Below are 22,348 nucleotides of genomic sequence, written 5' to 3'. Positions count from 1 at the left end.
GGTGCGAGCGGCGGCAGCGGCACGGAGGAGCCGGGTTTTCCTCACCTTCACCACTGGATCACGTACGGCCGCCCGGTGCGCTTGAAATGCCCGACGTTGACGCACTCGGTGCGCCCGATGCGCATGCGCTGCGCCAGCGGCTGGTGCACGTGCCCGAACAGCGACCACCGCGGCTGGTCGGCGGCGATCCGCTCCACCAGGGCGGTCGAGCCGTCCTCGGGCCGCCGCGCCACCACGTCGTAGACCAACTCCGGAAGGGCGGGCGGCAAGTGGGTGCACAGGACGTCCACTCCGGGCAGCGCCGCGACGGCGGCGTTGTACTCGTCCTCCGGCCTGAGGTACGGCACCCAGGCAGCGTGACGGCGCAGCGTCGCACCCGGCGGCAGCAGGGTGCCACCGACGAAACCGAAGGTCAGGCCGCCGAGCTCGACGCTCTCGCCGTCCAGCACGTGGATGCCGTCGCGGGCGAAATCCGGCCACAGGCGGGGCGCGTCGACGTTGCCGGGGGTGGCGTAGGCGGGCGCGTTCATCGCGCCGAACAGCTCGTCGTACTGCTCGCGGACGGCTTCCTCGACCACTGCCGCCGGATCGGTCAGCCCCGCCCACAACGAACGCACGTAAGCCCCGAACTCGGGCCCGCGGCGGCTGCGCCTCAGTTCGGCGAACCGCGCCACCTTCTCCGGGCCGAAAACCCGCCCCAGGATGCCCTTGCCGTGGTCGTGGTAGTCGACGAAGTCGATCAGGTCGCCGAGCACCACCAACGCGTCCGCGCCGTCCCCCGCGCGCTTGAGGGCCTCGACGTTGCCATGGACGTCCGAAACGACGTGGACGCGCAACTCAACTCCCATCCGCCGACAACTCCTACCTCGAACCTAATCCGTTCCGGTACCGCGGTGGAACGCCGGTTGCCGGCGTGTGTCCCGCCAGAAAGCGCAGGCCGCCGACCGGCGGCACCGCGCTGATCGCCGTGACGACTACGCTGTGCTGACTGCAGCGGGAGACCCCGCAGGACTACCGCTCAGTAACTATCGGCGTTAGGTTGTGCCCCACTGACTGGTGTGTTTTCGGAGGTTTCGACGTGCGAGAGTTCAGCGCACCCGCCACAACGACTGTGGCCGAGGACGAGAACCTCACCGACATGGTGTGGGCCAACGCGGAGCGCTTCGGGAGCACCGTGAGCTTCCGACGCCGAGTGGAGGGCACCTGGGTCGACGTCACCGCCGCCGACTTCGCTGCGCAGGTGCTGGCCGTGGCCAAGGGCCTCGTCGCCACCGGCCTGCAGGCCGGTGACCGGGTCGGGCTGATGTCGCGGACCCGGTACGAGTGGAGCCTGCTGGACTTCGCGATCTGGACGGCCGGCTGCGTCACGGTGCCGATCTACGAAACCTCCTCCGCCGACCAGGTGGAGTGGATGCTCAACGACTCCGGCGCCAAGGCCGTGATCGTGGAGACCGCGGCGCACCGCGCCGAGGTGGACAAGGTCATCGACCGGCTCTCCGAGGTCTCCCACGTCTGGCAGATCGAGGGCCCGACCAGCGGCGGAGCCGCCGGCGTGGTCGACGAGCTGACCGCGCTCGGCGCGGAGGTCGAAGACCGGGACCTGCATCTGCGCCGCCGCGCGGTGCGCGCCGAGGACCTCGCGACACTGATCTACACCTCGGGCACCACCGGTCGCCCCAAGGGCTGTGTCCTCACGCACCGCAACATGCTCGCCGAGGTGCGCGCGGACATCGAGGCGTTCCCGCAGCTGACCCGGCCGGGCAACTCGATGCTGATGTTCCTGCCGATGGCTCACGTGCTGGCCCGCGCGATCAGCGTGATGTGTGTGTACGGCAGGGCCACCCTCGGTCATACCAGCGACGTCAAGGACCTCGTCACCGACCTCAGCTCGTTCCGGCCGACCTTCGTGCTGGCCGTGCCGCGGGTGTTCGAGAAGGTCTACAACACCGCCAAGCAGAAGGCGCACGGCAGCGGCAAGGGCCGGATCTTCGACCTCGCCGAGGACACCGCGGTCGCCTACAGCCGGGCCGTGGACGGCGGCGGCGTCGGCCTGGGGCTGAAGCTCAAGCACACCCTGTTCGACAAGCTCGTGTACGGCAAGCTCCGGGCAGCGCTCGGCGGTCGCTGCATCGCGGCGGTCTCCGGTGGCGCGCCGCTGGGCGAACGGCTCACGCACTTCTTCCGCGGCGTAGGCGTACCGGTGCTGGAGGGCTACGGGCTCACCGAGACCACCGCCGCCGCTGCGGTGAACGTGGAGTGCGCGTTCAAGGTCGGCACCGTCGGCAAGCCGGTGGCCGGCACGTCGGTGCGCATCGCCGAGGACGGCGAGGTGCTGATCAAGGGCGACGTCGTGTTCCGGGAGTACTGGAACAACCCGATCGCCACCGAGGAGTCCCTCAAGGACGGCTGGTTCCACACCGGCGACCTCGGCTCGCTGGACGACGAGGGCTTCCTCAAGATCACCGGCCGCAAGAAGGAGATCATCGTCACTGCGGGTGGCAAGAACGTCGCCCCGGCGGTGCTGGAGGACGCGCTGCGGGCGCACCCGCTGATCAGCCAATGCATGGTGGTCGGCGACCAGAAGCCGTTCATCGGCGCGCTGATCACCCTCGACCCGGAGTTCCTGCCGTCCTGGCTGGCGAACAACTCCCGCCCGGAGAACACCGCGGCGTCCGAGCTGATCGACGACCCGGACCTGCGCGCCGAGGTGCAGAAGGCGGTCGACGAGGCCAACAAGGCGGTGTCCCGCGCGGAACAGATCAAGCAGTTCCGCATCCTGTCGCAGGACTTCACGGAGGCGACCGGCGAGCTGACGCCGAGCATGAAGCTCAAGCGCAACAAGGTGGCCGAGAACCACGCGACCGAGATCGAGGCCATCTACTCCAAGTAGGAGCGCTCGTCCTCGCAGGGCCGCCAATTTCGCGAGAAATTGCGCCCACCCCGGGTGACGGGGCATCGTCGCGCTTCGTGATCGCCGCGGTGCGTTCGTGCGCGTGACCTCGCGAGCTCACTGAGCCGGTGAAGGGAAGTTTCAAGCGACTTGCCCGTCCGAAGGTGCCCGTCGCCTCGAAAGAGTCAGCCGAAGGTGTTGGGGAGATCCGCTCGCCAGTCGGCGACCAGCTGGTCCTTGGTGAGGCCCGTAGTCTCGCGGAGAGCTTTGTCCACTGTGGTCGGTGAGTTCGAGGCCGCGACGCGGCGGTAGAGGTCCACGAGGCGTCGTTCGCCGAGGCGTTCGGCGAGGTGGCGGACCACCGACCAGGATTGCTGGTACGCCAGGTCCAGGCGTCGTCCGCCCTGGTGGAAGTCGCCGTCGTCGGGCAGTTTCGCCGGCAGCCCGGTCTCGCGTAGTTGGCGGACCAGGTCCGGGGCGATGTACTTGGGCGCCACCCCGCTCCCGCGGTAGCCGACGTAGTCCGCGAAGCCCTCCAGCATCCACATCGGCGCACCGTCCACTGTGTCCGTGCGGGCCGCGGTGTGCGTGATCTCGTGCCGCAGCACCACTCTCAGGGCGGTGTCGGAGAGCTCGCTCGCCGCCTTCGGGTTGAGCACCACGCGCGGGCCCTCCACCCGGCGAGCCGCGACGTCCACCCGATCGGCCACCGCCACCGCCGCGATCTCGTCCACCGCGAATTCCGGCCCCACCAGCGACCGCAGCTCCTCCCGGGACTCCGGCAGCACCACGCCGACCCGCTGGGACCAGCCCGAGCCCCAAATCCGCGTCACGTCGGCCACGGCGGCGTCCAGCTGCCGGGCCACCCGCTCCACCGGCTGCCGGCGGTGGCCGATGACCATTCCGGTGGCGGTGCGGCGCACCTGGCACAGCCCGAAGTCCCACGGGCCGCGCCAAGCGTTCCCGTGCGCGCCCTCGTCGCCCGCGAGGTACCAGGAACCGCCGCGCCGGGCGAACACGTAGCCGAGCGGGCGCTGGGTGGGCACGATGTCCACATCGGTCAGCGCGTAGCGCAGCACCACCCGCGGCGCCCAGGTCTCGTCAGCTTCGGGCACCGGGGGCCGGTCCCCCGTCGCGCCGTCCAACTGGTAGGCCCACTCGGTGACCGGGATCGTCGCGAGGTTCCGGAAGAGTTCGTGCTGTCGCCGCTGGAAATCCGGCGGCGACTTCGGGTCCACCGTGGCCGCGAACGCCGACTCGTCGCCGGACCGGACCGCGGTGGCCCGCTGCTCCAGCAGGCGCCGCACAGCCACCTCCGGCGGCGACGTCGCGACGGTGAACCCAGCCCGCCCGGACACCTGCACCGGCGCGCTGCGCGGAAGTTCCGGCGACGGCAGCGAAAGCAAGGAAACCCCGGCCAGCACGGCGCCGGCGGCGGCAGCCGCCAGCCACCCCCGATACGTCCCCGGCGCAGGCACAGGGCGCATGGTATTCCCGGTCACATCGGTGGACCCGTGGCCCCCCGCCACACTTTCGGGGCCGGCACTTCGTGGTGCCGGCCCCGGAAGTCAAGTGGTGCAGGCTCAGCCCGCGATGCGGCGGATGGCCGTAATCGGGCCGATCGTCTTGTAGTCGGCCACCTTGACGACGTCGCCCTCGGTGGGGGCGTGCACCGCCTTGCCGTTGCCGATGTACATGGAGACATGGCTGACCGGGCTGTAGTAGAAGATCAGGTCGCCCGGCTTGAGGTCGCTGGCGGAGACGCTGCGGCCCTCGCCGACCTGGGTCTTGGTCGAGCCGCCGATGGTCACGCCGGCCTGCTTGTAGGCCCAGTAGGTCAACCCGGAGCAGTCGAAGGTCGACGGACCCTTCGCGCCCCACACGTAGTCCGAGCCCTGCTTGCCCAGCGCGGCGTTCACCGCGGCGACCGCCGCACCGGCGCCGGCGATCGAGCCCACGCCCGTCTCGCCGTCGGACTTCAGCGAGTCGCGGTCCGCACTGCTGAGCTCGTTGTAGCGCTGCCTGGCCTTGGCGATCTGGTCCTGCATCGCCTTGGTCTTCTGGTCCAGGTCTTCGGCGATGCGCGCGGCATCCGTTTCGGCCTGCACGGCGCGGTTGCGGGCATCCTGCGCGGCGCGCTCGGCGGTTTCGGCCTGCTGCCGCGCCGAGGTCAGCGCCTTGATCGCGTCATTGTTGTCCTTGGCCAGCACATCCAGCGCGGACGCGCGGTCCAGGAAGTCGTCCGGGGTTTCGCTCACCAGCAGCGCCGACAGCTTGTTCAGCCGGGCACCCTGGTAGGACGCGTGGGTGAGCTGGTCGACCTGGCCGCGGAACCGCCCTTCCTCGGCGCGGGCCTGGTTGGCGACCTGCTCGGCCTGGCCGGCCTCCTGGTTCGCCCGGTCGAGCTCGTCCTTCTTGGCGTTGTGGTCGTCTTCGGCCTTCTTGGCGTCCTCGGTGAGCTGTTCGGCCTGGTGCTGGAGCTCCTGCACCTGCTTGGCCGCGTCTGAGGCGTTGTTCGGGAGTTGCGGGTCTGCGAGCGCCGGCCCGGAGGTCATACCAACGACGGCTGCGACCGCGGTTGCGGCCAGGGCACCTCGCAAAGAGCGCTTAAGTCGGTGCGACTCCACGTCGCGCACTGCTCCTTCGTCTCCACCCGCTTACCGCCCGGTTGCCCCCTGCCCGGTGCGGCCCGACTCCCCGACAAGTCGATGTAGCGGTGCCCCGCGGGCCGCCCGGTCTGGGCAACTGATCGCCACGAGGTCCCGAGTAGGTTACGAAAGGTGAGCCGCAACGTCCAGAAGCGGGTCGAAAAATTTGTGCATCCATGCACAAGACCTCTAACGGAGGAGAGTCGTGCGCTCACGGTGACGAATCTTGCGGCTTAACTACCTGGAATAGCGACGGAAAAATCCACCCGATAGGGAGATCTGGGACACCTGGGTGATCGATTATGAGATCGGCCACGCACCCACCGATTCGCCAGGCGGTCGGTTGCATCGGCAAGCTGCTAGACCCGGTTCAGCCGGGCCAGCAACATCGCAGACGAAACGGCATAAGCGCCACGCCGGCGGACGGAGGTGACCACGGCCCGGTCCGAGGTCGCCACCACGACTTGACGCCCCTTCGGCTCGGCGGAGACGAGATCCCGGATGACGTCGTCGGCCTGCACCCCGGCCTCGCTGAACAACACCCGGACCCCGCGCGGCCCGGCGGTCGGCACCGCCAGCACGTCGGCGCCGTCGAAGACCACGGTGACCTCCGCGCCAGTCCGCGCCGACAACGCGGCCAACTGGTGCGCCAACCGATCCCGCTGATCGGAAAGCGGCAATTCCGGATACCCGGTCTTGGTCACGTTGTAGCCGTCGACGATCAGATGCACGGCGGGCAACGCCAGCAACCGGTCCAACGCGGCGACGTCCGGCACCTCGCCGGTCGCGCCGGAATGAGCCCGCACCCGCTGCACGACGTCCGCGGGCCGCGGCCCGCTCCCGCTCGCCCCGAGCTCGCGCCGCAGGCCGCCTACGGCGCCCTCCAGCGTCTCCAGCAGCAGCGCCAGCCGCACCTCGTCGCCCTGACGGGCTTCTCGGGCGGACTGCCGCGCCACCTCCACCTCGGCGCTCGCGCGCTCCGCGCGCCGTCGCTCGTCCTGCGCTCGCGTCCGCTCGCGGTCCCGCTCCGCAGCGATCTCGCCGAGCGCAGCCTCGCGCTCCGCGCGGACCTTCTCCAGCTCGCTGCGCGCGTGCTCCGCGGCGTCCTTGGCTTCCTTGAGACGCACGCCCTGCTCCCGCAGGCGCTTGCGCAGCCGGTCCGCCTCCGCGCTGCTCTCGCCACCTACCCGGTCGGCGATCTGCTTGGCTTCGGTGAGTTCGCCGCGCAGCCGCTCGACGTCGGCGTTCAGCCGTTCGACTCGCGCCGTCGCGGAGTCGCGTTCGGCGCGCAGCTGGCCCTGTTCGGTGCGGAACGCGATCAGTTCCACGTAGTGCGGCGCGATCGGCGAGCCGAGCAGCACGGCGGCCGCGGCGACCGCGACCGGGTCGGCGTCGTCGAAGGCGAGTGCCCCGGGGCGGTGGTTGCGGCACCAGTCCACAACGGCGGTGTGGAACACCCCGGAGTCGCGCAGCGCGGCGATCAGCACAGGTTGGCCCAGCTTGGCCCGCTTGGCGGGGGCGAAGCGGCCCACCGGGCGAAGCTGCGCCGGCACGTCCGACGCGCGCATCTCGTCCAGTGCGCCGGCAGCGAGTTCCGCCAGCCGGAGTCGAAGCGGGCCGGGCAGCGCGTCCCAGTCGATCAACGGGCCACCGGCCTGCTGCGCACTGTCCACAGCAGACTCGTCGGGGGTGGGGGTGTCGGCTGACCCCGGCTTCGGCGGTACCACCCCCACAGGCTAACGGCCGGGGTCCCGGAATCCCGCATCCACCGACCCTGTCGCGGTAGCGGGACGCAACTCGAACCCTCCCCCGCATGAATGGGGGGATTCCTCGCTATCGCTGCCCGGCCGCTCGGCGAGCAGCCTGGTCTTCCGCGATCAACGCCGGCCGGTTGGAACCAGCCCGGTTCCCCAAAAAGGCAAAGGTTGTTGTGCTGGCTTGATTCTCGCTCAGCGCGCCGATGACCCGACCGAATCGCCTGGTCACCTCGTGCACAGACTTGACGCGTTTCCTCCCTGGCCTGAGAGCCTGTCGGCGAAGCCTTCCGCGCCTTTGGAAGCGGCGTAGCCGCTTGAATTCACCTTGCCAAGACGACCATCGGCGGGTTCTGAGAGGTTTTCTGGCGAGGACGGCCCCTCCGCCGCGTATTTGGTCATACGTCAGGAGGGGCACCCGCAGTCCAGGGAAGCTCTCAGGTTCCGCTAAGCGACCACCCACCCAGACCATTCACCAACTAACTGAAGACCGGGGCGATCACCGGTCTTGTCGGTAGCGGGCCGTAACTTGAGCGCCGATGTCCGCGCACCCGCAACTGTCCTTCGACGAGCTCCTCACCACCGAGGAAGTCCCGCTGCACGAGGTGACCTTCGTCGTCGTCGACCTGGAGACCACCGGTGGTGACCGCAACGGGGACGCGGTCACCGAGATCGGTGCCGTCAAGGTCCGCGGCGGTGAAGTGCTCGGCGAGTTCGCCACGCTGGTGAACCCGGATCGCGGCATTCCGCCCTCGATCGTGTCGATCACCGGCATCACCGAGGCGATGGTCGTCGACGCGCCCCGCTTCGACGCCGTGCTGCCGGTCTTCCTGGAGTTCTGCCGCGGCAGCGTGCTGGTGGCGCACAACGCCCCGTTCGACATCGGGTTCCTCCGCGCCAACTGCGATCGGCTCGGCCTGCGGTGGCCGAAGCCACAGGTGGTGGACACCGTTCGGCTGTCCCGCCGGGTGCTGACCCGCGACGAGACGCCCAACCACAAGCTCGGCACGCTGGCGCGGGTGCTCAACGCCCGCACCGTTCCCGTGCACCGCGCGCTGGACGACGCTCGCGCCACGGTCGACGTGCTGCACGCCCTGCTGGAGCGCGTCGGTCCGCTCGGGGTGCGAACGCTGGAAGACCTGCTCGGCCACCTGCCGGACGTCACGCCGCAGCAGCGGCGCAAGCGCGGCCTCGCCGACGGTCTGCCGAACTCGCCGGGCGTCTACCTGTTCCGCGGCCCGAAGGATGAGGTGCTCTACGTCGGCACCGCGACCGACCTGCGGCGGCGGGTCCGGCAGTACTTCACCGCCGGGGAGCGGCGCAGCAGGATCAAGGAGATGGTGACGATCTCCGAGCGGGTCGACCACGTGGTGTGCGCCCACCCGCTGGAGGCGGAGGTCCGGGAACTGCGGCTGCTCGCCGCGCACCAGCCGCGCTACAACCGGCGTTCGAAGTTCCCGCAGCGCGCCTGGTGGGTGGTGCTGACCGACGAACCATTCCCGCGCCTGTCGGTGGTCCGGATCGCGAAACCCGATGCGCTGGGTCCGTTCAGCTCCCGCCAAGCCGCCGCCGACGCCGTCGAGGCGCTCCAGTCCGCCACGACCGTGCGGCGGTGCGCTGAACGCATCCCGGCGCGCGAACCCAGCGGCCGGCCTTGCGCCCTGTACGAGCTGAAGCGCTGCGGCGCGCCCTGTGCGGGCCGTCAGAGCGCCGAGGAGTACGAGCCCGCAGTGATCTCCATCCGGGACGTCATCCGCGGCCGCAGCGCCGATCTGCTGGATCGGCTGCGCGACGAGCTCGACCGGCTGTCCGCCGCGCAACGCTTCGAAGACGCCGCCGTGCACCGCGACCAACTGGCAACGCTCGTACGCTCGCTGGACCGCGGGCAACGCCTGGCCGCCCTGACCAGCGTGCCCGAGCTCGTAGCCGCCCGGCCGGACGGCCGAGGCGGCTGGCACCTGTCGGTGATCCGGCACGGGCGACTCGCCGCCGCGGGCACCGCCCGGCGCGGCGTCCCGCCGATGCCGATCGTGGATCTGCTGCAGGCGTCGGCGGAGACCGTGATCCCCGGTGCGGGACCGCTGCACGGCACGACCGCCGACGAGGCACGGGTCGTCTACCGCTGGCTGACCACCGGCGGCACCCGCATGGTCCGCTGCAGCATCCCATGGGCCGAACCGGCGAACGCCGCGGGTTCCTGGCGCGCCTGGTTGGAGAAGGCGACCACTGGCCGCACCCCCTATGCCGCGATCAACTGAAGATCGTGGCCACCTGCCCGCGGAACCACCGCGCCTGGAGTCGTCAGCCCGTCATGTCGAGGCTCGCGATCACCTTGGTCGGCCGGATCCGGACCACCAGCTCCCCCGGCACCCCGTTGCGGCGGCCGAACTCCGCGGCCCGGTCCCGTCCCATGTAGCGGCCGCCGATCTCGGTCGCCGTGCGCAGCAGCTCGGCGGGGTCCTCCGAGATCTCCGCGATGCCCTGCACCTGCACGAACGCGAACGGCGGCTCGGGCAGGTCCGCGCAGAGCGCGACCCGCGGATCGCGGGCGATCGCGCGGCCCTTCGCGGTGTTCTTGCCGGTGTTGAACACCACGTCGCCGCCGTCCAGCACGAACCACACCGGCGCGACCAGCGGTCGCCCGTCGCTCGCGGTGAAGCCGAGCATGCCGGTGCGGGTGCCCGCTTCGAGGAAGCCCCGTATCTCCGGATCGTTGATCGATGTCACGCGGGCAACCGTAGTGGGCCCGCCACCACCTCGCGATCTCGGAAAACGACGAGGCCCGGCACCCCTCGGGGGCCGGGCCTCGATCGAACTGCGCTTACTCGGTGGGCTGCTGCGGCTTGCCAGCGGTCAGCTCGCGCTCCGCCTGCTGGACCTCGTCCTCGTGCCGCGCCCGCTCCAGCGCCGCGGTCTCCTCGATCGGGTCCGGGGTGAGCAGGCTGCCCGCCACCGGGCTGCCGGCCGCGCCGAGCTTGTTCATCTTCTTCGGCACCGGAGCGCCCTGGTACGGCAGCGGCTCCGGGTGGCCGTGGTCGTCCACCGGGCCGAGCGGCTGGTGGACCTCGATGAACTCGCCGTGCGGCAGGCGCTTGATGATGCCGGTCTCCACACCGTGCTCCAGCACCTCGCGGTCGCTGCGCTGGAGGCCCAGGCAGACCCGGTAGGTGATGTAGTAGGCGATCGGCGGCAGGATCAGCAGGCCGACGCGGCCGGCCCAGGTCATCGCGTTCAGCGAGATGTTGAACTCGAACGCGACGATGTCGTTCGCACCGGAGATCATCAGCACGCCGAAGAGCGTCAACGCCATCGCACCGAGACCGGTCCGGACCGGCGCATCACGCGGCCGCTGAAGCAGGTTGTGGTGCGCGTTGTCCTTGCTGAGCTTGCGCTCGATCAACGGGTAGGTCATCAGCAGGGTGAACAGGATGCCCATGCCGATGACACCCGCGAAGAACACCGGCGGCACGGTGTACTTGCCGATGTAGAGCTCCCAGGCGGGCCAGATCCGCAGGATGCCGTCCGCCCAGATCAGGTACCAGTCGGGCTGCGAGGCCGCCGACACCTGGGACGCGTTGTACGGGCCGAGGTTCCAGACCCCGTTGATCTGGAAGACACCGGCCAGGATCGCGCACACGCCGGTGACCAGCGCGAAGAACGCACCGCCCTTGAGCGCGAAGACCGGCATGATCCGGACGCCGACGACGTTGTTCTCCTTGCGCCGCACCCCGGGGAACTGGGTGTGCTTCTGGTACCAGACCAGCGCCAGGTGCACCGCGACCAGCCCGAGCATGATGCCCGGGATCACCAGCACGTGCAGCACGTACAGCCGCGGGATGATCTCCGTGCCCGGGAACTCACCGCCGAACAGCGCCCAGTGGATCCAGGTGCCGAGTACCGGGATCGACAGCACGATGCCGGACAGGGTGGCCCGGATACCGGTGCCGGAAAGCAGGTCGTCCGGCAGCGAGTAGCCGAAGAAGCCCTCGAACATGCCCAGCATGAACAGCAGGGCGCCGATGGTCCAGTTGCTCTCGCGCGGGCGGCGGAACGCACCGGTGAAGAACACCCGGAACATGTGCGCCGCCATGGCCGCGACGAACAGCAGCGCCGCCCAGTGGTGGAGCTGCCGGATGAACAGACCGCCGCGCACCTCGAACGAGATGTTCAGCGTCGTCTCGAACGCCCGGGACATCGGGACGCCCTGGAGGTTCTGGTAGACGCCGTTGTAGACGACCTCCTCCATCGAGGGGTCGAAGAACAGCGTCAGGTAGACGCCCGTCACGATCAGGATGATGAACGTGTAGAGCGCGATCTCCCCGAGCAGGAACGACCAGTGCGTGGGGAAGACCTTGTTCAGCTGGCGCCGCATACCCTTGGCGAGCTGGTACCGCGAGTCGAGCTCGTCGGCGGCGGTGGCCACCTTGCGGTACGTGGCGCTCTCCGCCTTTGTCGGTCGAGTGATCGAACTCATGAATTACGCTCCCAGTACGCCGGGCCGACCGGTTCGATGAAGTCGCCCTTGGCCACGAAATAGCCGTCCTCGTCCACCATGATCGGAAGCTGCGGCAGCGCCCGCGTGGCCGGACCGAACACCGGCTTGGCGTAGGTGTTGACCACGTCGAACTGAGACTGGTGGCAGGGGCAGAGCAGGCGCCCGGTCTGCTGCTCGAACAGGGAGGTCGGGCAGCCGACGTGGGTGCAGATCTTCGAGTAGGCGTAGTAGTCGCCGTAGTTGAAGTCTTCCTGGCCCTTGCGCTTGACCGGCTTGCTGCCGGGGCGCAGCCGGATCAGCATGACCGGCGCGTCACCCTTGCGCATCGAGGCTTCGAGCTCGTGCTCGTCGTGCCGCATCGACTCCCGGAACGGGAAGACGGTCTCGAAGCCGCCCGCGTCGATGTCCTCCGGCCGCAGCAGGGAGATCTCGTGCGGATCGCCGGTGTTGCGGCGCAGGTAGGTCTTCTCGCCGTTCTCCGACAGCCACCCGGTGTGCTTCAGGGACTCCGGCCCCTCGGTCGCCCACGGGTTGCGGACCAGACCGCCGATCGCGAACACGCCCGCGCCGACGCCGAAGGCACCAGCACCGAAGCCTGCGGTGCGGCGGATCATCGACCGGCGGGTGATGCCGCTGCGGTTGCCCGCGTCGGCGAGCAGCGCGGCGGTGGTCTGCCGGTCGACCTCGTCGGAGCCATGGCCGTCGTGCCGCTGCTGGACCGCGACCTCGTGCGGGATGAACTTCTTCTGGTACTGCACGACGGCGATGCCGACGGCCAGGATCGCCAGGCCGAAGAAGAAACCGATCAGCGGGTTGTACAGCGAGTAGATGAAGTGCGCGCGCTCGTCCGACGGCGGCACGTAACCCCACGGCCAGAACACGAAGACCGCGATGAAGGCCAGCGCCGACAGGCCGGCGAGGGTGAACCAGGCGGCGACCACCCGCTCCGCCCGGCGCTCCGCGCGGGTGCCCGGCACGGGCCAGTTGTCCCGGTACTCGACGAGTTCGACGTCGTCGAGCGTCAGGCCGAGCCGGACCTTCTCGTCGCGGCTCATCTCGGCCAGTTCGGCGTCGGTGTATTCCGTCTTGTTGTGCTCACTCATGCCCTGGCTCCGATCCACAGGGTGAGGCCGATCAGCGCGCCGAGCCCGACCACCCAGGCGATGACACCCTCCGGCCCGGGCCCGTAGCCGCCCAGGTCGTTACCACCCGGGTTGTTGTTGCCGTTGGTGACCGACTTGACGTAGCCGATGATGTCCTGCTTCTCCTCCGGCGTCAGCTGCCGGTCCGAGAACTTCGGCATGTTCTGCGGGCCGGTGAGCATCGCCTCGTAGATCTCCTGCTCAGTGGCCGGTGCCAGGTTCGGCGCGAACTTGCCGGAGGACATCGCGATGCCGCGGCCGGTGAAGTTGTGGCAGGACGCGCAGTTGAGCCGGAAGAGCTCGCCGCCGCGCGCGGTATTGCTGCCCTGCAGCGCCTCGCCGGTCTTCTTCGGCGACTCCGGCCCACCGCCGTAGGTCTGCACGTAGGCGGCCAGCGCGTCGATCTCTTCCGGGTTGAACTTCGGCGGCTTGCGCATCGCCTGCGCTTCCTGGCGCACCATCGGCATCCGGCCGGTGGCGACCTGGAAGTGCACGGCGGCCTCGCCGACGCCGACCAGGCTCGGTCCGCGGTCCTGGACGCCCTGCAGGTTCGAACCGTGGCAGGAGATGCAGGCGTTGTTGTAGAGCTGCTCGCCCTGCCTCACCAGAGCCGGGTCCGCAGCGGCGTGCGCGGTCTGCGGCTCGGGAGTCACGACGGTGTACAACCCGCCGGCACCCACCAGCGCGATGCCCAACGCCAGTACACCGGAGATCCGCCGCTTGAGCTGCGAGCCCGCGCGGTTCCGTTTCTTGTTGGTGGTCATGAGAGCGGCAACCCTTGCTGTCCGGTTCGGGGTGTTCGGTTTCGACCTCGTGAGAAAAAGCCGATCAATGGGACCCTGCTTCAGCCGTCATGGGACGAGGTAGATCACGGCGAACAGGCCGACCCACACGATGTCCACGAAGTGCCAGTAGTACGACACCACGATGGCGGCGATGGCCTGGGCCGGCGTGAACTTGCTGAGCTTCGTCCGGATGATCAGGAAGATGAAGGCGATCAGCCCGCCGATGACGTGCAGCCCGTGGAAGCCGGTCGTCATGTAGAAGACCGTCCCGTAGGCCGACGACGCGATCGTGGTCGCGTGCTCGGTGACCAACGTGTAGTACTCACCGGCCTGCCCGAGCACGAAGAACGTGCCCATGATCAGCGTGATCACGTACCACCGGCGGAGGCCGAAGACGTCACCCCGTTCCGCCGCGAACACGCCCCACTGACAGGTGAACGAGGACGCCACCAGGATGATCGTGAACGGGAGGGCGTACGGGAGGTTCAGGTGAGTGGGCGGTGGTGGCCACTCGCCCTCGTTCTGCGCCTTCACCGTGAAGAACATGGCGAAGAGCCCAGCGAAGAACATCAGCTCGCTGGCCAACCAAACGATGGTGCCTACGCTGACCATGTTCGGCCGGTTCAGCGAGTGCACGCGTTGACTGATTGAGGGCGCTGCCGTTGTCACGCGACGCATTATGTCTTGCACGTTTTCCCCTCGCGCCTTCGGGTCCGGCCGTCAGCCGCAGGGTGGTCGGATTGCACCCCGGAGGTAACGCACTGTGAAAAGCATCCACGCACGGTGGTCGGCCTTCTGGGCCGCCCGCAGGGCCCGCAGCAGGCCCGTGACCAGCGTCGACGATCCCGCGCTGGAGGTCGTCGTGACCGCGTTCGACGAAACCGAGGCCGCCTCGGCCGCCCTCGCCCGCGCCGAGCGCTGGCAGCCCGAACTACCTGCGGTCTTGCGCCACCACCTGGCCCTTCCGGAGTGCTCGATCGAGGCCGCCCGGGTCCTGCTGGACGCCGACGGCTGGGAACTTCGCCCAGGTGGGCGGGGTAGCGAGCTCGCCGCGCCAGGCCTGACCGCGTTGGTCGCGCTGCGTGTCCAGCGACTCGACGCGTTGCATTGCTCACAGGAGAGTTCCCGGATGGCCGGGCTCGCCCAGCGCCACGGCGGTCAGTCCTTCGGCTGGGACGCCCTGCAACCCGACCCGAACTGATCGACTTCTGGTTGATCGATTTGCCTGGGCGACTACTGTTCGCCCCGGTCGGGCGGATAGCATCCGGAGATGTACGGCGGTCCCACCGCCCCATCCTGCGCCGACCCGCGAGGAGCTAGTGATGAGCACACCGACCACGAACGTTCTCGTGTTCAGCCATCGCCCCGAGATCCGGGAGGCGATCATCACGGCGATCGGGCGCCGACCGGCCCCGGATCTCGCCAGGCTGCACTACATCGAGACCGGGACCGTGGCGGACGTGCTCAGCGAGGTCGACGCGGGCCACGCGGACCTGGTGATCCTGGATGGCGAGGCGCAGCCGACCGGCGGCATGGGCGTGTCCCGGCAGCTGAAGAACGAGATCGCGCAGTGCCCGCCGGTGGTGGTCGCTGTGCGCCGCAAGGACGACCGATGGCTGGCGACCTGGTCGCAGGCCGACGCGGTCCTGGTGCACCCGCTGGACCCGCTGGCCGCGGCCGAGACCGTCGCCGAGGTCCTGCGTTCGCAGGGCAAGCCGGTACCCGCCTGACCTGACGTTGCGGGATGATTGGCGCAGCGGCGCGGTCCGCGCTCCCCTTTCGGGAGGCACCGGCGCTGCGTCCTTGGGTGCGCGGCTCGTGGAGTGTCCGTTGCACCGCGTCGGGACCGCCGCCGCTTGTTGAAGACGGAGTGAAGAACGTGGAAACCATGGCGGGAAACTGGGCAGGACTGCTGGGCAGCCTGGTCGCGGGTGAGGATCTCTCCGCGGAGGAAACCGCCTGGGCGATGGACCTGATCATGTCCGGGGAGGCCTCGCCCGCGCGGGTCGCGGCCTTCGTGGTCGCGCTCCGCGCCAAGGGCGAGACGCCCGCCGAGGTGCGCGGGATGGCCGACGCGATGCTCGCGCACGCCCGGCGGTTGGAGATCACGCAGCGCTCGGTGGACATCGTCGGCACCGGCGGTGACCGATCCGGCAGCGTGAACATCTCCACAATGGCTTCGATCGTGCTCGCCGCGTCCGGCATCACGGTCGTCAAGCACGGCAACCGGGCCGCGTCGTCGAAGTGCGGCACCGCGGACGTGCTGGAGGAGCTCGGCGTGGCCATCGACCTTCCGCCCGAGGGCGTGCGGCGCTGCGTCGAGGAGATCGGCATCGGGTTCTGCTTCGCGCCCGTGTTCCACCCCGCGTTCAAGCACGCGGGCGGCGCGCGGCGCGAGATCGGCATTCCGACGGCGTTCAACGTGCTCGGGCCGCTGACCAACCCGGCGCTCCCGGCGGCGGGCCTGATCGGCTGCGCCGACTCCCGGATGGCACCGGTGGTGGCCGAGGTGTTCGCCTCCCGCGGCAATTCCGCGCTGGTGGTGCGCGGCGACGACGGCATGGACGAGATCACCACCACTGCCGGCAGCACGGTGTGGGTGGTGCACGACGGCGCGGTCCGCGAGGACCGGATCGACCCGCAGGAGTTCGGCATCGCCCGCAGCCGCCCGGAGGACCTTCAGGGCGGCGACGCGACGGTCAACGCGAAAGCGGTCCGCGATCTCCTGGGCGGCGCCACGGGCCCGGTGCGGGACGCTGTGCTGCTGAACGCGGCCGGCGCGGCGGCGGCCTACGACGGCCCCGGAACGAACCTCAGCGACCAGCTCAACGCCGGATTGGAGCGCGCGGCGAACGCGATCGACTCCGGTGCCGCCGCAGACCTCCTGGACCGCTGGGCTGCGCGCTCCACAGCCCTCCGCGCCTGACCTGGTGCCGGACCAGATCACAGTTTCAATTGAAGCCATGCCACCACTTCGGTGGACCACAGTCTCAATTGAAACTGTGGTCCGTCAGGCTCCTTCAAGCGCAGTTTCAATCGAAACTGCGAGGTCACTCCTCTTCGATGCCGATGGAAAACGCCGCTTCGGTGTCCCTGCGGGAGTAGGAGCGAAACGCGATGTGGGTGTCCGTGTCGAGGACGCCCTCGACCTTGTTGATCCGGCCGGGCACGATCTCGGCCAGGTCCTCGTGGCGGGACACCCGCAGCATGGCGATCAGGTCCACGTCGCCCGCGCAGGAGTAGACCTCGTCGACGCCGTCCAGGTCGGCGATCTCCTGGGCCGCCTCGGCGAGGCGATCGGCGGCGGTCTGGATCAGCACGATCGCGGTGATCACGGCAAAACCTCCTGCTGCAGCGGTACTGGAAGATCTTAGGTCGGGTGGTGAATGGTCTGGGTGGGTGGTCGCTTAGCGGAACCTGAGAGAGGTTCCCTGGACTGCGGGTGCCCCTCCTGATGTATGTCCAATACGCGGCGGAGGGGCCGTCCTCGCCAGAAAACCTCTCAGAACCCGCCGATGGTCGTCTTGGCAAGGTGAATGCAAGCGGCTACGCCGCTTCCAAAGGCGCGGACGGCATTCGCCGACAGGCTCTTAAACCGCGCAGGCCCCCGGGTCCGGTGGACTCGGGGGCCTGCGCTCGGTGTCGTCGTCAGTGGTGGCTCTGACCGGTGTGGTACTCGAACACCAGCCCGGCCACCATGATCAGCACGAAGCCGACGGCAATGACGATCATCCACACGTGGAAGAACGCCAGGGCCAGACCGGCGAAGGCGGCGGAGGCCGCCAGGCCCACCGGCCAGTAGCTGCCCGGGCTGAAGAAGCCCAGCTCACCGGCACCGTCGCTGATCTCCGCGTCCGGGTTGTCCTCGGGCCGGTCCTCGATGCGGCGCGCCACGAACGAGAAGTAGCTGCCGATGATCAGGGACAGCCCGCCGACCAGGATCAGCGCCACGGTGCCGACCGGCTCCTTGGCCCAGACCCCGTACACGATCGCGGACAGGAAGAAGAAGATGGTGATGTAGTTGAAGATCTTGGATTCGACCTTCATGGAGTCCTCGCTCTCACGCCGTACGCCCTGCCGAGGGCACCCCTACTTGGTCCCGCTCTGCCCGGAGGGCACTCCGCCGGTGCGGTCGGTGTTGAACGGAACACCGGTGACCGCGTGCGGGGTGCACAGCTCACCGCAGTTCATGGCGCCCAGCGCCTCGGCGGTGGTGTACGGCTGGCCGGTCTGCGGGTTGACCTGCGTCCGCAGTTGCATGTACCGGTCGAACTTGTCCGTCGACAGCGCCCGGACCTCGAAGTTCATCATCGAGTGGTAGGTGCCGCACAGCTCGGCGCACCGGCCGACGAACGAACCTTCGCGCTCGACGGTGTTCTGGAAGACGTTGTCCTGGTTGTTCTTCTCCGGGTCCGGGAAGGTGTCCCGCTTGAAGTGCCATTCCGGCACGAAGAACGAGTGGATCACGTCGGTCGCGCGAATGTTGTACTCGACGCGCTGGCCGACCGGTACGACCAGCAGCGGGATTTCGCTGCTGCTACCGATGGTGCGGACCGGCTGCCCGTCCGGGGTCTTGTAACCGGGGTAGTTGAACTCCCAATTCCACTGGAACGCGACCACGTTCACCCGCTGGTCCGGGTTGGCCGGCTTGGCCAGCACGGTGTTCTGGGTGACGGCCGTGAAGTAGAACAGGACGACCACCATCACGAACGGGATCGCCGTGTAGATCAGCTCCAGCGGCAGGTTGTACTGGAACTGCCGGGGCAGCTCCTCGTCACCCTTCTTCTTGCGGTGGAAGGCGACCGTCCAGAAGATCAGCCCCCACACCATCACACCCACCGCGAGTGCCGCGATGACCGACCAGGTCCACAGGTTCCGCATCGCCTCGGCCTGCGGGGTGACCCCCTCCGGCCAGCCGAACCGCAGGACCTCGTCGGTCGTGCAGCCCGTGGCCGCGACACCAACCAGGCCGATCAGACCAGCGACCTTGACCAGCCGTGGCACTCGGGTCCCCTCCTTCAGGCCCACTGCGCGACGCCTCCTCGTGCAAAACTCACCGCTGCGGCCTGGTGATCGCCGTCCGTCCGCGGACGAAGCCGGAGATCTGCCGCCGGAATCCTGCGCAGAGCGTAGCCCAGGTGTAGCCGCGATACTGCTCCGGGGGCGTAGATCGCGGCCAGGCCCGGATTGCCGCCCCGCGCGTGCAGCGCGCGGGCGAGCGGACGGCATACTGGGGCGAGCTGTGGGGGGCTGGAAAGACGACACCGCCGACTCGAAGAGGTGCACCAGACGCGTGTGCGGCCTGCTTGGACTTGTTTGTCCCACCGAAGAGAACGCCGGCTTCGCCGTTAACGCGGTGGCCAACGCGCTGCCGTGTCAACGACACCGGGGCCCGGACGAAAGCGACACCTGGCACGGCGGTGAGGTCGTCTTCGGCTTCAACCGGCTGTCGATCATCGACCTGGAGCACTCCCACCAGCCGTTGACGTGGGGCCCGCCGGAGACCCCGCGGCGCTACACCATCAACTTCAACGGTGAGATCTACAACTACCTGGAGCTCCGCGCCGAGCTGATCGAGCGCTTCGGCGCCCGGTTCAGCACCGACGGCGACACCGAAGTGATCGTCGCCGCCTATCACTACCTGGGCACTTCGGTGGTCGGCCGGCTGCGCGGCATGTTCGCGTTCCTGATCTGGGACAACGAGCGCAAGGTGGTCTTCGGCGCGCGCGACCCGTTCGGCATCAAGCCGCTGTTCTACGCGGCCGGGCCGGGTGGCGTGGCGTTCGCCAGCGAGAAGAAGAGCCTGCTGAGCCTGGCGAGCACGCTGCGCATCGGCGAGGAGCTGGACCACAAGGCGCTGCAGCACTACCTGGTGCTGCAGTACGTGCCGGAGCCGGAGTCGTTGCACCGGCAGATCCGCCGCATCGAGTCGGGGACCTCGTTCACCGTCTCCCCGGGCGGCCAGCTGGTCACCGAGCGGTACTTCCAGCCGAACTTCCACTCGCGGCCGGTCAACACCGACGCCGACGCGCGACGGCTGCACGACGAGATCGTCAACGTGATGCGCGACTCGGTCGCCAAGCACATGCGCGCGGACGTCACCGTTGGTTCGTTCCTCTCCGGCGGCATCGACTCCACGGCGATCGCGGCGCTGGCCAAGGAGCACAACCCGAACCTGATCACCTTCACCACCGGTTTCGAGCGGCAGGGCTACTCGGAGGTGGACGTGGCCGCCGAGTCGGCCGCGGCGATCGGCGTCAAGCACGTCGTCCGCACCGTCTCCGCCGAGGAGATGATGGAGACGCTGCCGCTGATCATCTGGTACCTGGACGACCCAGTGGCCGACCCGGCGCTGGTGCCGCTGTGGTTCATCGCACGAGAGGCCCGTCAGCACGTCAAGGTGGTGCTCTCCGGCGAGGGCGCCGACGAGCTGTTCGGCGGCTACACGATCTACCGGGAGCCGCTGTCGCTGGCGCCGTTCGAGAAGGTGCCGGGGGCGCTGCGCAAGGCGATGGGCCGCGTGTCGACCGCCATCCCGGAAGGCGTGCGGGGCAAGGACCTGCTGCGCCGCGGCGCATTGAGCCTGGAGGAGCGCTACTACGGCAACGCGCGCATCTTCCGCGACGACCAGCTGCGCGGCGTGATGCGCAGCTTCGACCCGGGCGTGTCCCACAAGGACGTCACGGCCGGCCCGTACCGGCAGTCGGCGAGCTGGGACCCGGTGACCCGGATGCAGCACGTGGACCTGTTCACCTGGCTGCGCGGCGACATCCTGGTCAAGGCCGACAAGGTGACGATGGCCAACTCGCTGGAGCTGCGGGTGCCGTTCCTGGACACGGAGGTGTTCCGGGTCGCCAGCGGCATCCCGCTGGAGCAGAAGATCACCAAGGAGACCACCAAGTACGCGCTGCGCCAGGCGATGTACCAGGTGGTGCCCGCGCACGTGATCAACCGCCGCAAGCTCGGGTTCCCGGTGCCGATCAAGCACTGGCTGCGCGACGAGATGCACGACTGGGCGCGCAACATCATCCAGCAGTCCCAGACTGACCACCTGCTCAACCGCACCGCGGTGCTGCAGCTGCTGGAGGAGCACCGCTCCGGTGTGCTGGACCACAGCCGCCGCCTTTGGGCGCTGCTGGTGTTCATGCTGTGGCACGGGATCTTCGTCGAGGGACGCCTGTCCCCCGAGGTTCCTGAGCCCCATTACCCGGTCCGCCTTTGACGGCTCACCGCAGCGACCGGCCCGTTCACCTCACCTACCGAGGCGAACGGGCCGTTCGCGTTCCTGGTCGGCATCGTCACCACGCAGTTGTTCTTGTTGGAGCTGTTCACGGAGAGGTCTTCAATCACGACCACTTGGTTGTCGCGGACGAGTCGAGTAGCGACCTTGTGCACAACCGGCCAGCACCGTGCGCGACTACGCTGAGCGCATGAACGCGTTCAGCCTCAGCGGCGCACCGATGATCCTGGACGGCGGCCTGGCCACTGAGCTGGAAGCGCAGGGCCACGACCTCTCCGATGCGTTGTGGTCGGCGCGCCTGCTGGCGGATGCGCCGGAGGAGATCGTCGCGGCGCATGCCGCGTTCTTCCGGGCGGGCGCGGAGATCGCGACGACCGCGAGCTACCAGGCGAGCTTCGAGGGGTTCGCGGAGCACGGCATCGAGCGCGCCGAGGCGGCGAAGCTGATGCGGCGGAGCGTGGAACTGGCCCGGCTGGCCGGCGAAGTGGAGCCGGGCCGGCACCGCTGGGTGGCGGCGTCGATCGGCCCGTACGGCGCGATGCTGGCAGACGGCTCGGAGTACCGGGGCCGGTACGGCCTGACGAAGCGCGAGCTGCACGACTTCCACCGGCCGCGGCTGGAGGTGCTCGCGGAGTCTCGCCCGGACGTCTTCGCCCTGGAGACCGTTCCGGACGTGGACGAGGCGGAAGCGCTGGTGGACGCGGTCGCCGACCTGGACGTCCCGGCCTGGCTGTCGTTCACGATCAGCGGCGAGCAGACCCGGGCCGGCCAGCCCCTGGCGGAAGCGTTCGCCGTGGCGGCGGACAGCGACGCGATCATCGCGGTCGGGGTCAACTGCTCGGCGCCGGACGACGTGCTGACCGCGATCGAGACCGCCCGCGCCGCGGTGGAAAAGCCGATCGTCGTCTACCCCAACAGCGGAGAGGGCTGGGACGCGCAGCGGCGCGCGTGGACGGGCCGCGCCCGGCTGTCGGCGGAGCAGGCCCGCGGCTGGCGCGCGGCGGGCGCCCACGTCATCGGTGGCTGCTGCCGGGTGCGCCCGGAGGACATCACGGCGGTGGCGGACGCGCTGACTGATCCGGCTGCCTGATCGGGCGGTGCGCCGTCCGCCACCGAGGCCAAACATTTACCGGATATTTGCAGAATCACTTGGTCTTGTCCGACATGGACACGGCCCCGGCCATCCCTGGATGACGTTTCCGCAGCTGATCGCCCGGGAACGCCTTCGGGTGCCGCAGAGCATGTTCTGGAATGCGCTGGTTGAAGCGAACGGATCGTTCGTGCCGCCTACGGTGGTGTACAGGCCGTTCGCCTCACACAAATTGGCAAGGCAGAACCACACCGCTCCCGCCGGGGCAGCCACCGGAACCTCCAGGCAGAACGAGTTCCTAAAC

At 69.1% G+C, this 22,348-nt stretch carries 19 protein-coding genes; 7 read left to right on the top strand and 12 right to left on the bottom strand.

The window, feature by feature from the left end:
• Positions 1-47 precede the first annotated feature (47 nt).
• Positions 48-836, bottom strand: a complete 789-nt coding sequence (locus ACRXBZ_RS30050; protein ID WP_433884014.1) for a metallophosphoesterase family protein — start codon at positions 834-836, stop codon at positions 48-50.
• Positions 837-1,078: 242 nt separating this feature from the next.
• On the opposite strand from ACRXBZ_RS30050, the gene ACRXBZ_RS30045 reads away from it, so the two are divergent.
• On the top strand, positions 1,079-2,890 hold the full coding sequence (locus tag ACRXBZ_RS30045; RefSeq protein WP_433881922.1) for an AMP-dependent synthetase/ligase: 1,812 nt from the start codon (positions 1,079-1,081) through the stop codon (positions 2,888-2,890).
• A 185-nt stretch (positions 2,891-3,075) separates the two neighbouring features.
• On the opposite strand, the gene ACRXBZ_RS30040 is transcribed toward ACRXBZ_RS30045, so the two are convergent.
• From ACRXBZ_RS30040 to ACRXBZ_RS30030, 3 genes are all read right to left on the bottom strand, one after another.
• Complete coding sequence (locus ACRXBZ_RS30040) at positions 3,076-4,377, bottom strand: basic secretory protein-like protein (protein WP_433881921.1); 1,302 nt, start codon at positions 4,375-4,377, stop codon at positions 3,076-3,078.
• Positions 4,378-4,473: 96 nt separating this feature from the next.
• Entirely contained in the window at positions 4,474-5,526 is a 1,053-nt protein-coding gene (locus tag ACRXBZ_RS30035; protein ID WP_433881920.1) for a C40 family peptidase, read from the bottom strand.
• A 371-nt stretch (positions 5,527-5,897) separates the two neighbouring features.
• Positions 5,898-7,211, bottom strand: coding sequence for an NYN domain-containing protein (locus ACRXBZ_RS30030; RefSeq protein WP_433881919.1), 1,314 nt, complete (start codon positions 7,209-7,211; stop codon positions 5,898-5,900).
• 620 nt (positions 7,212-7,831) lie between these two features.
• Here ACRXBZ_RS30030 and ACRXBZ_RS30025 point away from each other — a divergent pair.
• Positions 7,832-9,550 carry a DEDD exonuclease domain-containing protein gene (locus tag ACRXBZ_RS30025; RefSeq protein WP_433881918.1) on the top strand — a complete coding sequence of 573 codons (1,719 nt, stop codon included), beginning with the start codon at positions 7,832-7,834 and terminating at the stop codon, positions 9,548-9,550.
• 43 nt (positions 9,551-9,593) lie between these two features.
• Here the strand turns inward: ACRXBZ_RS30025 and ACRXBZ_RS30020 are convergent, their stop codons facing one another.
• The 5 genes from ACRXBZ_RS30020 to ctaE form a co-directional block, all read right to left on the bottom strand.
• The gene (locus ACRXBZ_RS30020) at positions 9,594-10,019 is read right to left on the bottom strand and encodes a PPOX class F420-dependent oxidoreductase (protein WP_168587270.1); all 426 of its coding nucleotides are present in this window, start codon (positions 10,017-10,019) and stop codon (positions 9,594-9,596) included.
• A gap of 94 nt (positions 10,020-10,113) precedes the next feature.
• On the bottom strand, positions 10,114-11,766 hold the full coding sequence (gene qcrB / locus ACRXBZ_RS30015; protein ID WP_168587269.1) for a cytochrome bc1 complex cytochrome b subunit: 1,653 nt from the start codon (positions 11,764-11,766) through the stop codon (positions 10,114-10,116).
• On the bottom strand, positions 11,763-12,890 hold the full coding sequence (gene qcrA / locus ACRXBZ_RS30010; protein ID WP_168587268.1) for a cytochrome bc1 complex Rieske iron-sulfur subunit: 1,128 nt from the start codon (positions 12,888-12,890) through the stop codon (positions 11,763-11,765). The genes qcrB and qcrA overlap by 4 nt, the downstream gene beginning before the upstream one ends.
• Positions 12,887-13,693, bottom strand: coding sequence for a cytochrome bc1 complex diheme cytochrome c subunit (gene qcrC, locus ACRXBZ_RS30005; protein WP_168587267.1), 807 nt, complete (start codon positions 13,691-13,693; stop codon positions 12,887-12,889). Before qcrC ends, qcrA begins: the two co-directional genes overlap by 4 nt.
• An 87-nt stretch (positions 13,694-13,780) precedes the next feature.
• Positions 13,781-14,392: an aa3-type cytochrome oxidase subunit III gene (ctaE, locus tag ACRXBZ_RS30000; RefSeq protein WP_433881917.1), complete on the bottom strand. Its 612-nt coding sequence runs from the start codon at positions 14,390-14,392 to the stop codon at positions 13,781-13,783.
• Positions 14,393-14,486: 94 nt separating this feature from the next.
• Between ctaE and ACRXBZ_RS29995 the strand changes: the two genes are divergently transcribed.
• The 3 genes from ACRXBZ_RS29995 to trpD all read left to right on the top strand — a co-directional run bounded on the left by ACRXBZ_RS29995 (position 14,487) and on the right by trpD (position 16,640).
• Positions 14,487-14,915, top strand: a complete 429-nt coding sequence (locus tag ACRXBZ_RS29995; protein ID WP_433884013.1) for a hypothetical protein — start codon at positions 14,487-14,489, stop codon at positions 14,913-14,915.
• A gap of 121 nt (positions 14,916-15,036) precedes the next feature.
• A complete protein-coding gene (locus ACRXBZ_RS29990; protein WP_433881916.1) occupies positions 15,037-15,444 on the top strand; it encodes a response regulator in 408 nt (135 codons plus the stop codon).
• Between the two features lie 158 nt (positions 15,445-15,602).
• Positions 15,603-16,640: an anthranilate phosphoribosyltransferase gene (trpD, locus tag ACRXBZ_RS29985; RefSeq protein WP_433881915.1), complete on the top strand. Its 1,038-nt coding sequence runs from the start codon at positions 15,603-15,605 to the stop codon at positions 16,638-16,640.
• Between the two features lie 124 nt (positions 16,641-16,764).
• Here the strand turns inward: trpD and ACRXBZ_RS29980 are convergent, their stop codons facing one another.
• From ACRXBZ_RS29980 to ctaC, 3 genes are all read right to left on the bottom strand, one after another.
• On the bottom strand, positions 16,765-17,049 hold the full coding sequence (locus tag ACRXBZ_RS29980; RefSeq protein WP_433881914.1) for an Lrp/AsnC family transcriptional regulator: 285 nt from the start codon (positions 17,047-17,049) through the stop codon (positions 16,765-16,767).
• Between the two features lie 313 nt (positions 17,050-17,362).
• Complete coding sequence (locus tag ACRXBZ_RS29975; protein WP_010695317.1) at positions 17,363-17,761, bottom strand: cytochrome c oxidase subunit 4; 399 nt, start codon at positions 17,759-17,761, stop codon at positions 17,363-17,365.
• 42 nt (positions 17,762-17,803) lie between these two features.
• Entirely contained in the window at positions 17,804-18,742 is a 939-nt protein-coding gene (ctaC, locus tag ACRXBZ_RS29970; RefSeq protein WP_190817477.1) for an aa3-type cytochrome oxidase subunit II, read from the bottom strand.
• Positions 18,743-19,007: 265 nt separating this feature from the next.
• On the opposite strand from ctaC, the gene asnB reads away from it, so the two are divergent.
• On the top strand, positions 19,008-20,936 hold the full coding sequence (asnB, locus tag ACRXBZ_RS29965) for an asparagine synthase (glutamine-hydrolyzing) (RefSeq protein WP_168587262.1): 1,929 nt from the start codon (positions 19,008-19,010) through the stop codon (positions 20,934-20,936).
• Positions 20,937-21,144: 208 nt separating this feature from the next.
• Entirely contained in the window at positions 21,145-22,044 is a 900-nt protein-coding gene (gene mmuM, locus ACRXBZ_RS29960; protein WP_433881913.1) for a homocysteine S-methyltransferase, read from the top strand.
• Positions 22,045-22,348 lie beyond the last annotated feature (304 nt).

Origin of the sequence: Saccharopolyspora hattusasensis, assembly GCF_050972075.1 — a bacterium.
GTDB classification, from domain to species: domain Bacteria; phylum Actinomycetota; class Actinomycetes; order Mycobacteriales; family Pseudonocardiaceae; genus Saccharopolyspora; species Saccharopolyspora hattusasensis.
This window is presented reverse-complemented; position numbering and strand designations above follow the sequence as displayed.

Coding starts and splice junctions, on each gene's coding strand:
- ACRXBZ_RS30040 (WP_433881921.1), bottom strand. CDS start 4,377: ATGCGCCCTGTGCCTGCGCCGGGGACGTATCGGGGGTGGCTGGCGGCT.
- ACRXBZ_RS30025 (WP_433881918.1), top strand. CDS start 7,832: ATGTCCGCGCACCCGCAACTGTCCTTCGACGAGCTCCTCACCACCGAG.
- qcrB (WP_168587269.1), bottom strand. CDS start 11,766: ATGAGTTCGATCACTCGACCGACAAAGGCGGAGAGCGCCACGTACCGC.
- qcrA (WP_168587268.1), bottom strand. CDS start 12,890: ATGAGTGAGCACAACAAGACGGAATACACCGACGCCGAACTGGCCGAG.
- qcrC (WP_168587267.1), bottom strand. CDS start 13,693: ATGACCACCAACAAGAAACGGAACCGCGCGGGCTCGCAGCTCAAGCGG.
- ctaE (WP_433881917.1), bottom strand. CDS start 14,392: ATGCGTCGCGTGACAACGGCAGCGCCCTCAATCAGTCAACGCGTGCAC.
- ACRXBZ_RS29990 (WP_433881916.1), top strand. CDS start 15,037: ATGAGCACACCGACCACGAACGTTCTCGTGTTCAGCCATCGCCCCGAG.
- trpD (WP_433881915.1), top strand. CDS start 15,603: ATGGCGGGAAACTGGGCAGGACTGCTGGGCAGCCTGGTCGCGGGTGAG.
- ACRXBZ_RS29975 (WP_010695317.1), bottom strand. CDS start 17,761: ATGAAGGTCGAATCCAAGATCTTCAACTACATCACCATCTTCTTCTTC.
- mmuM (WP_433881913.1), top strand. CDS start 21,145: ATGAACGCGTTCAGCCTCAGCGGCGCACCGATGATCCTGGACGGCGGC.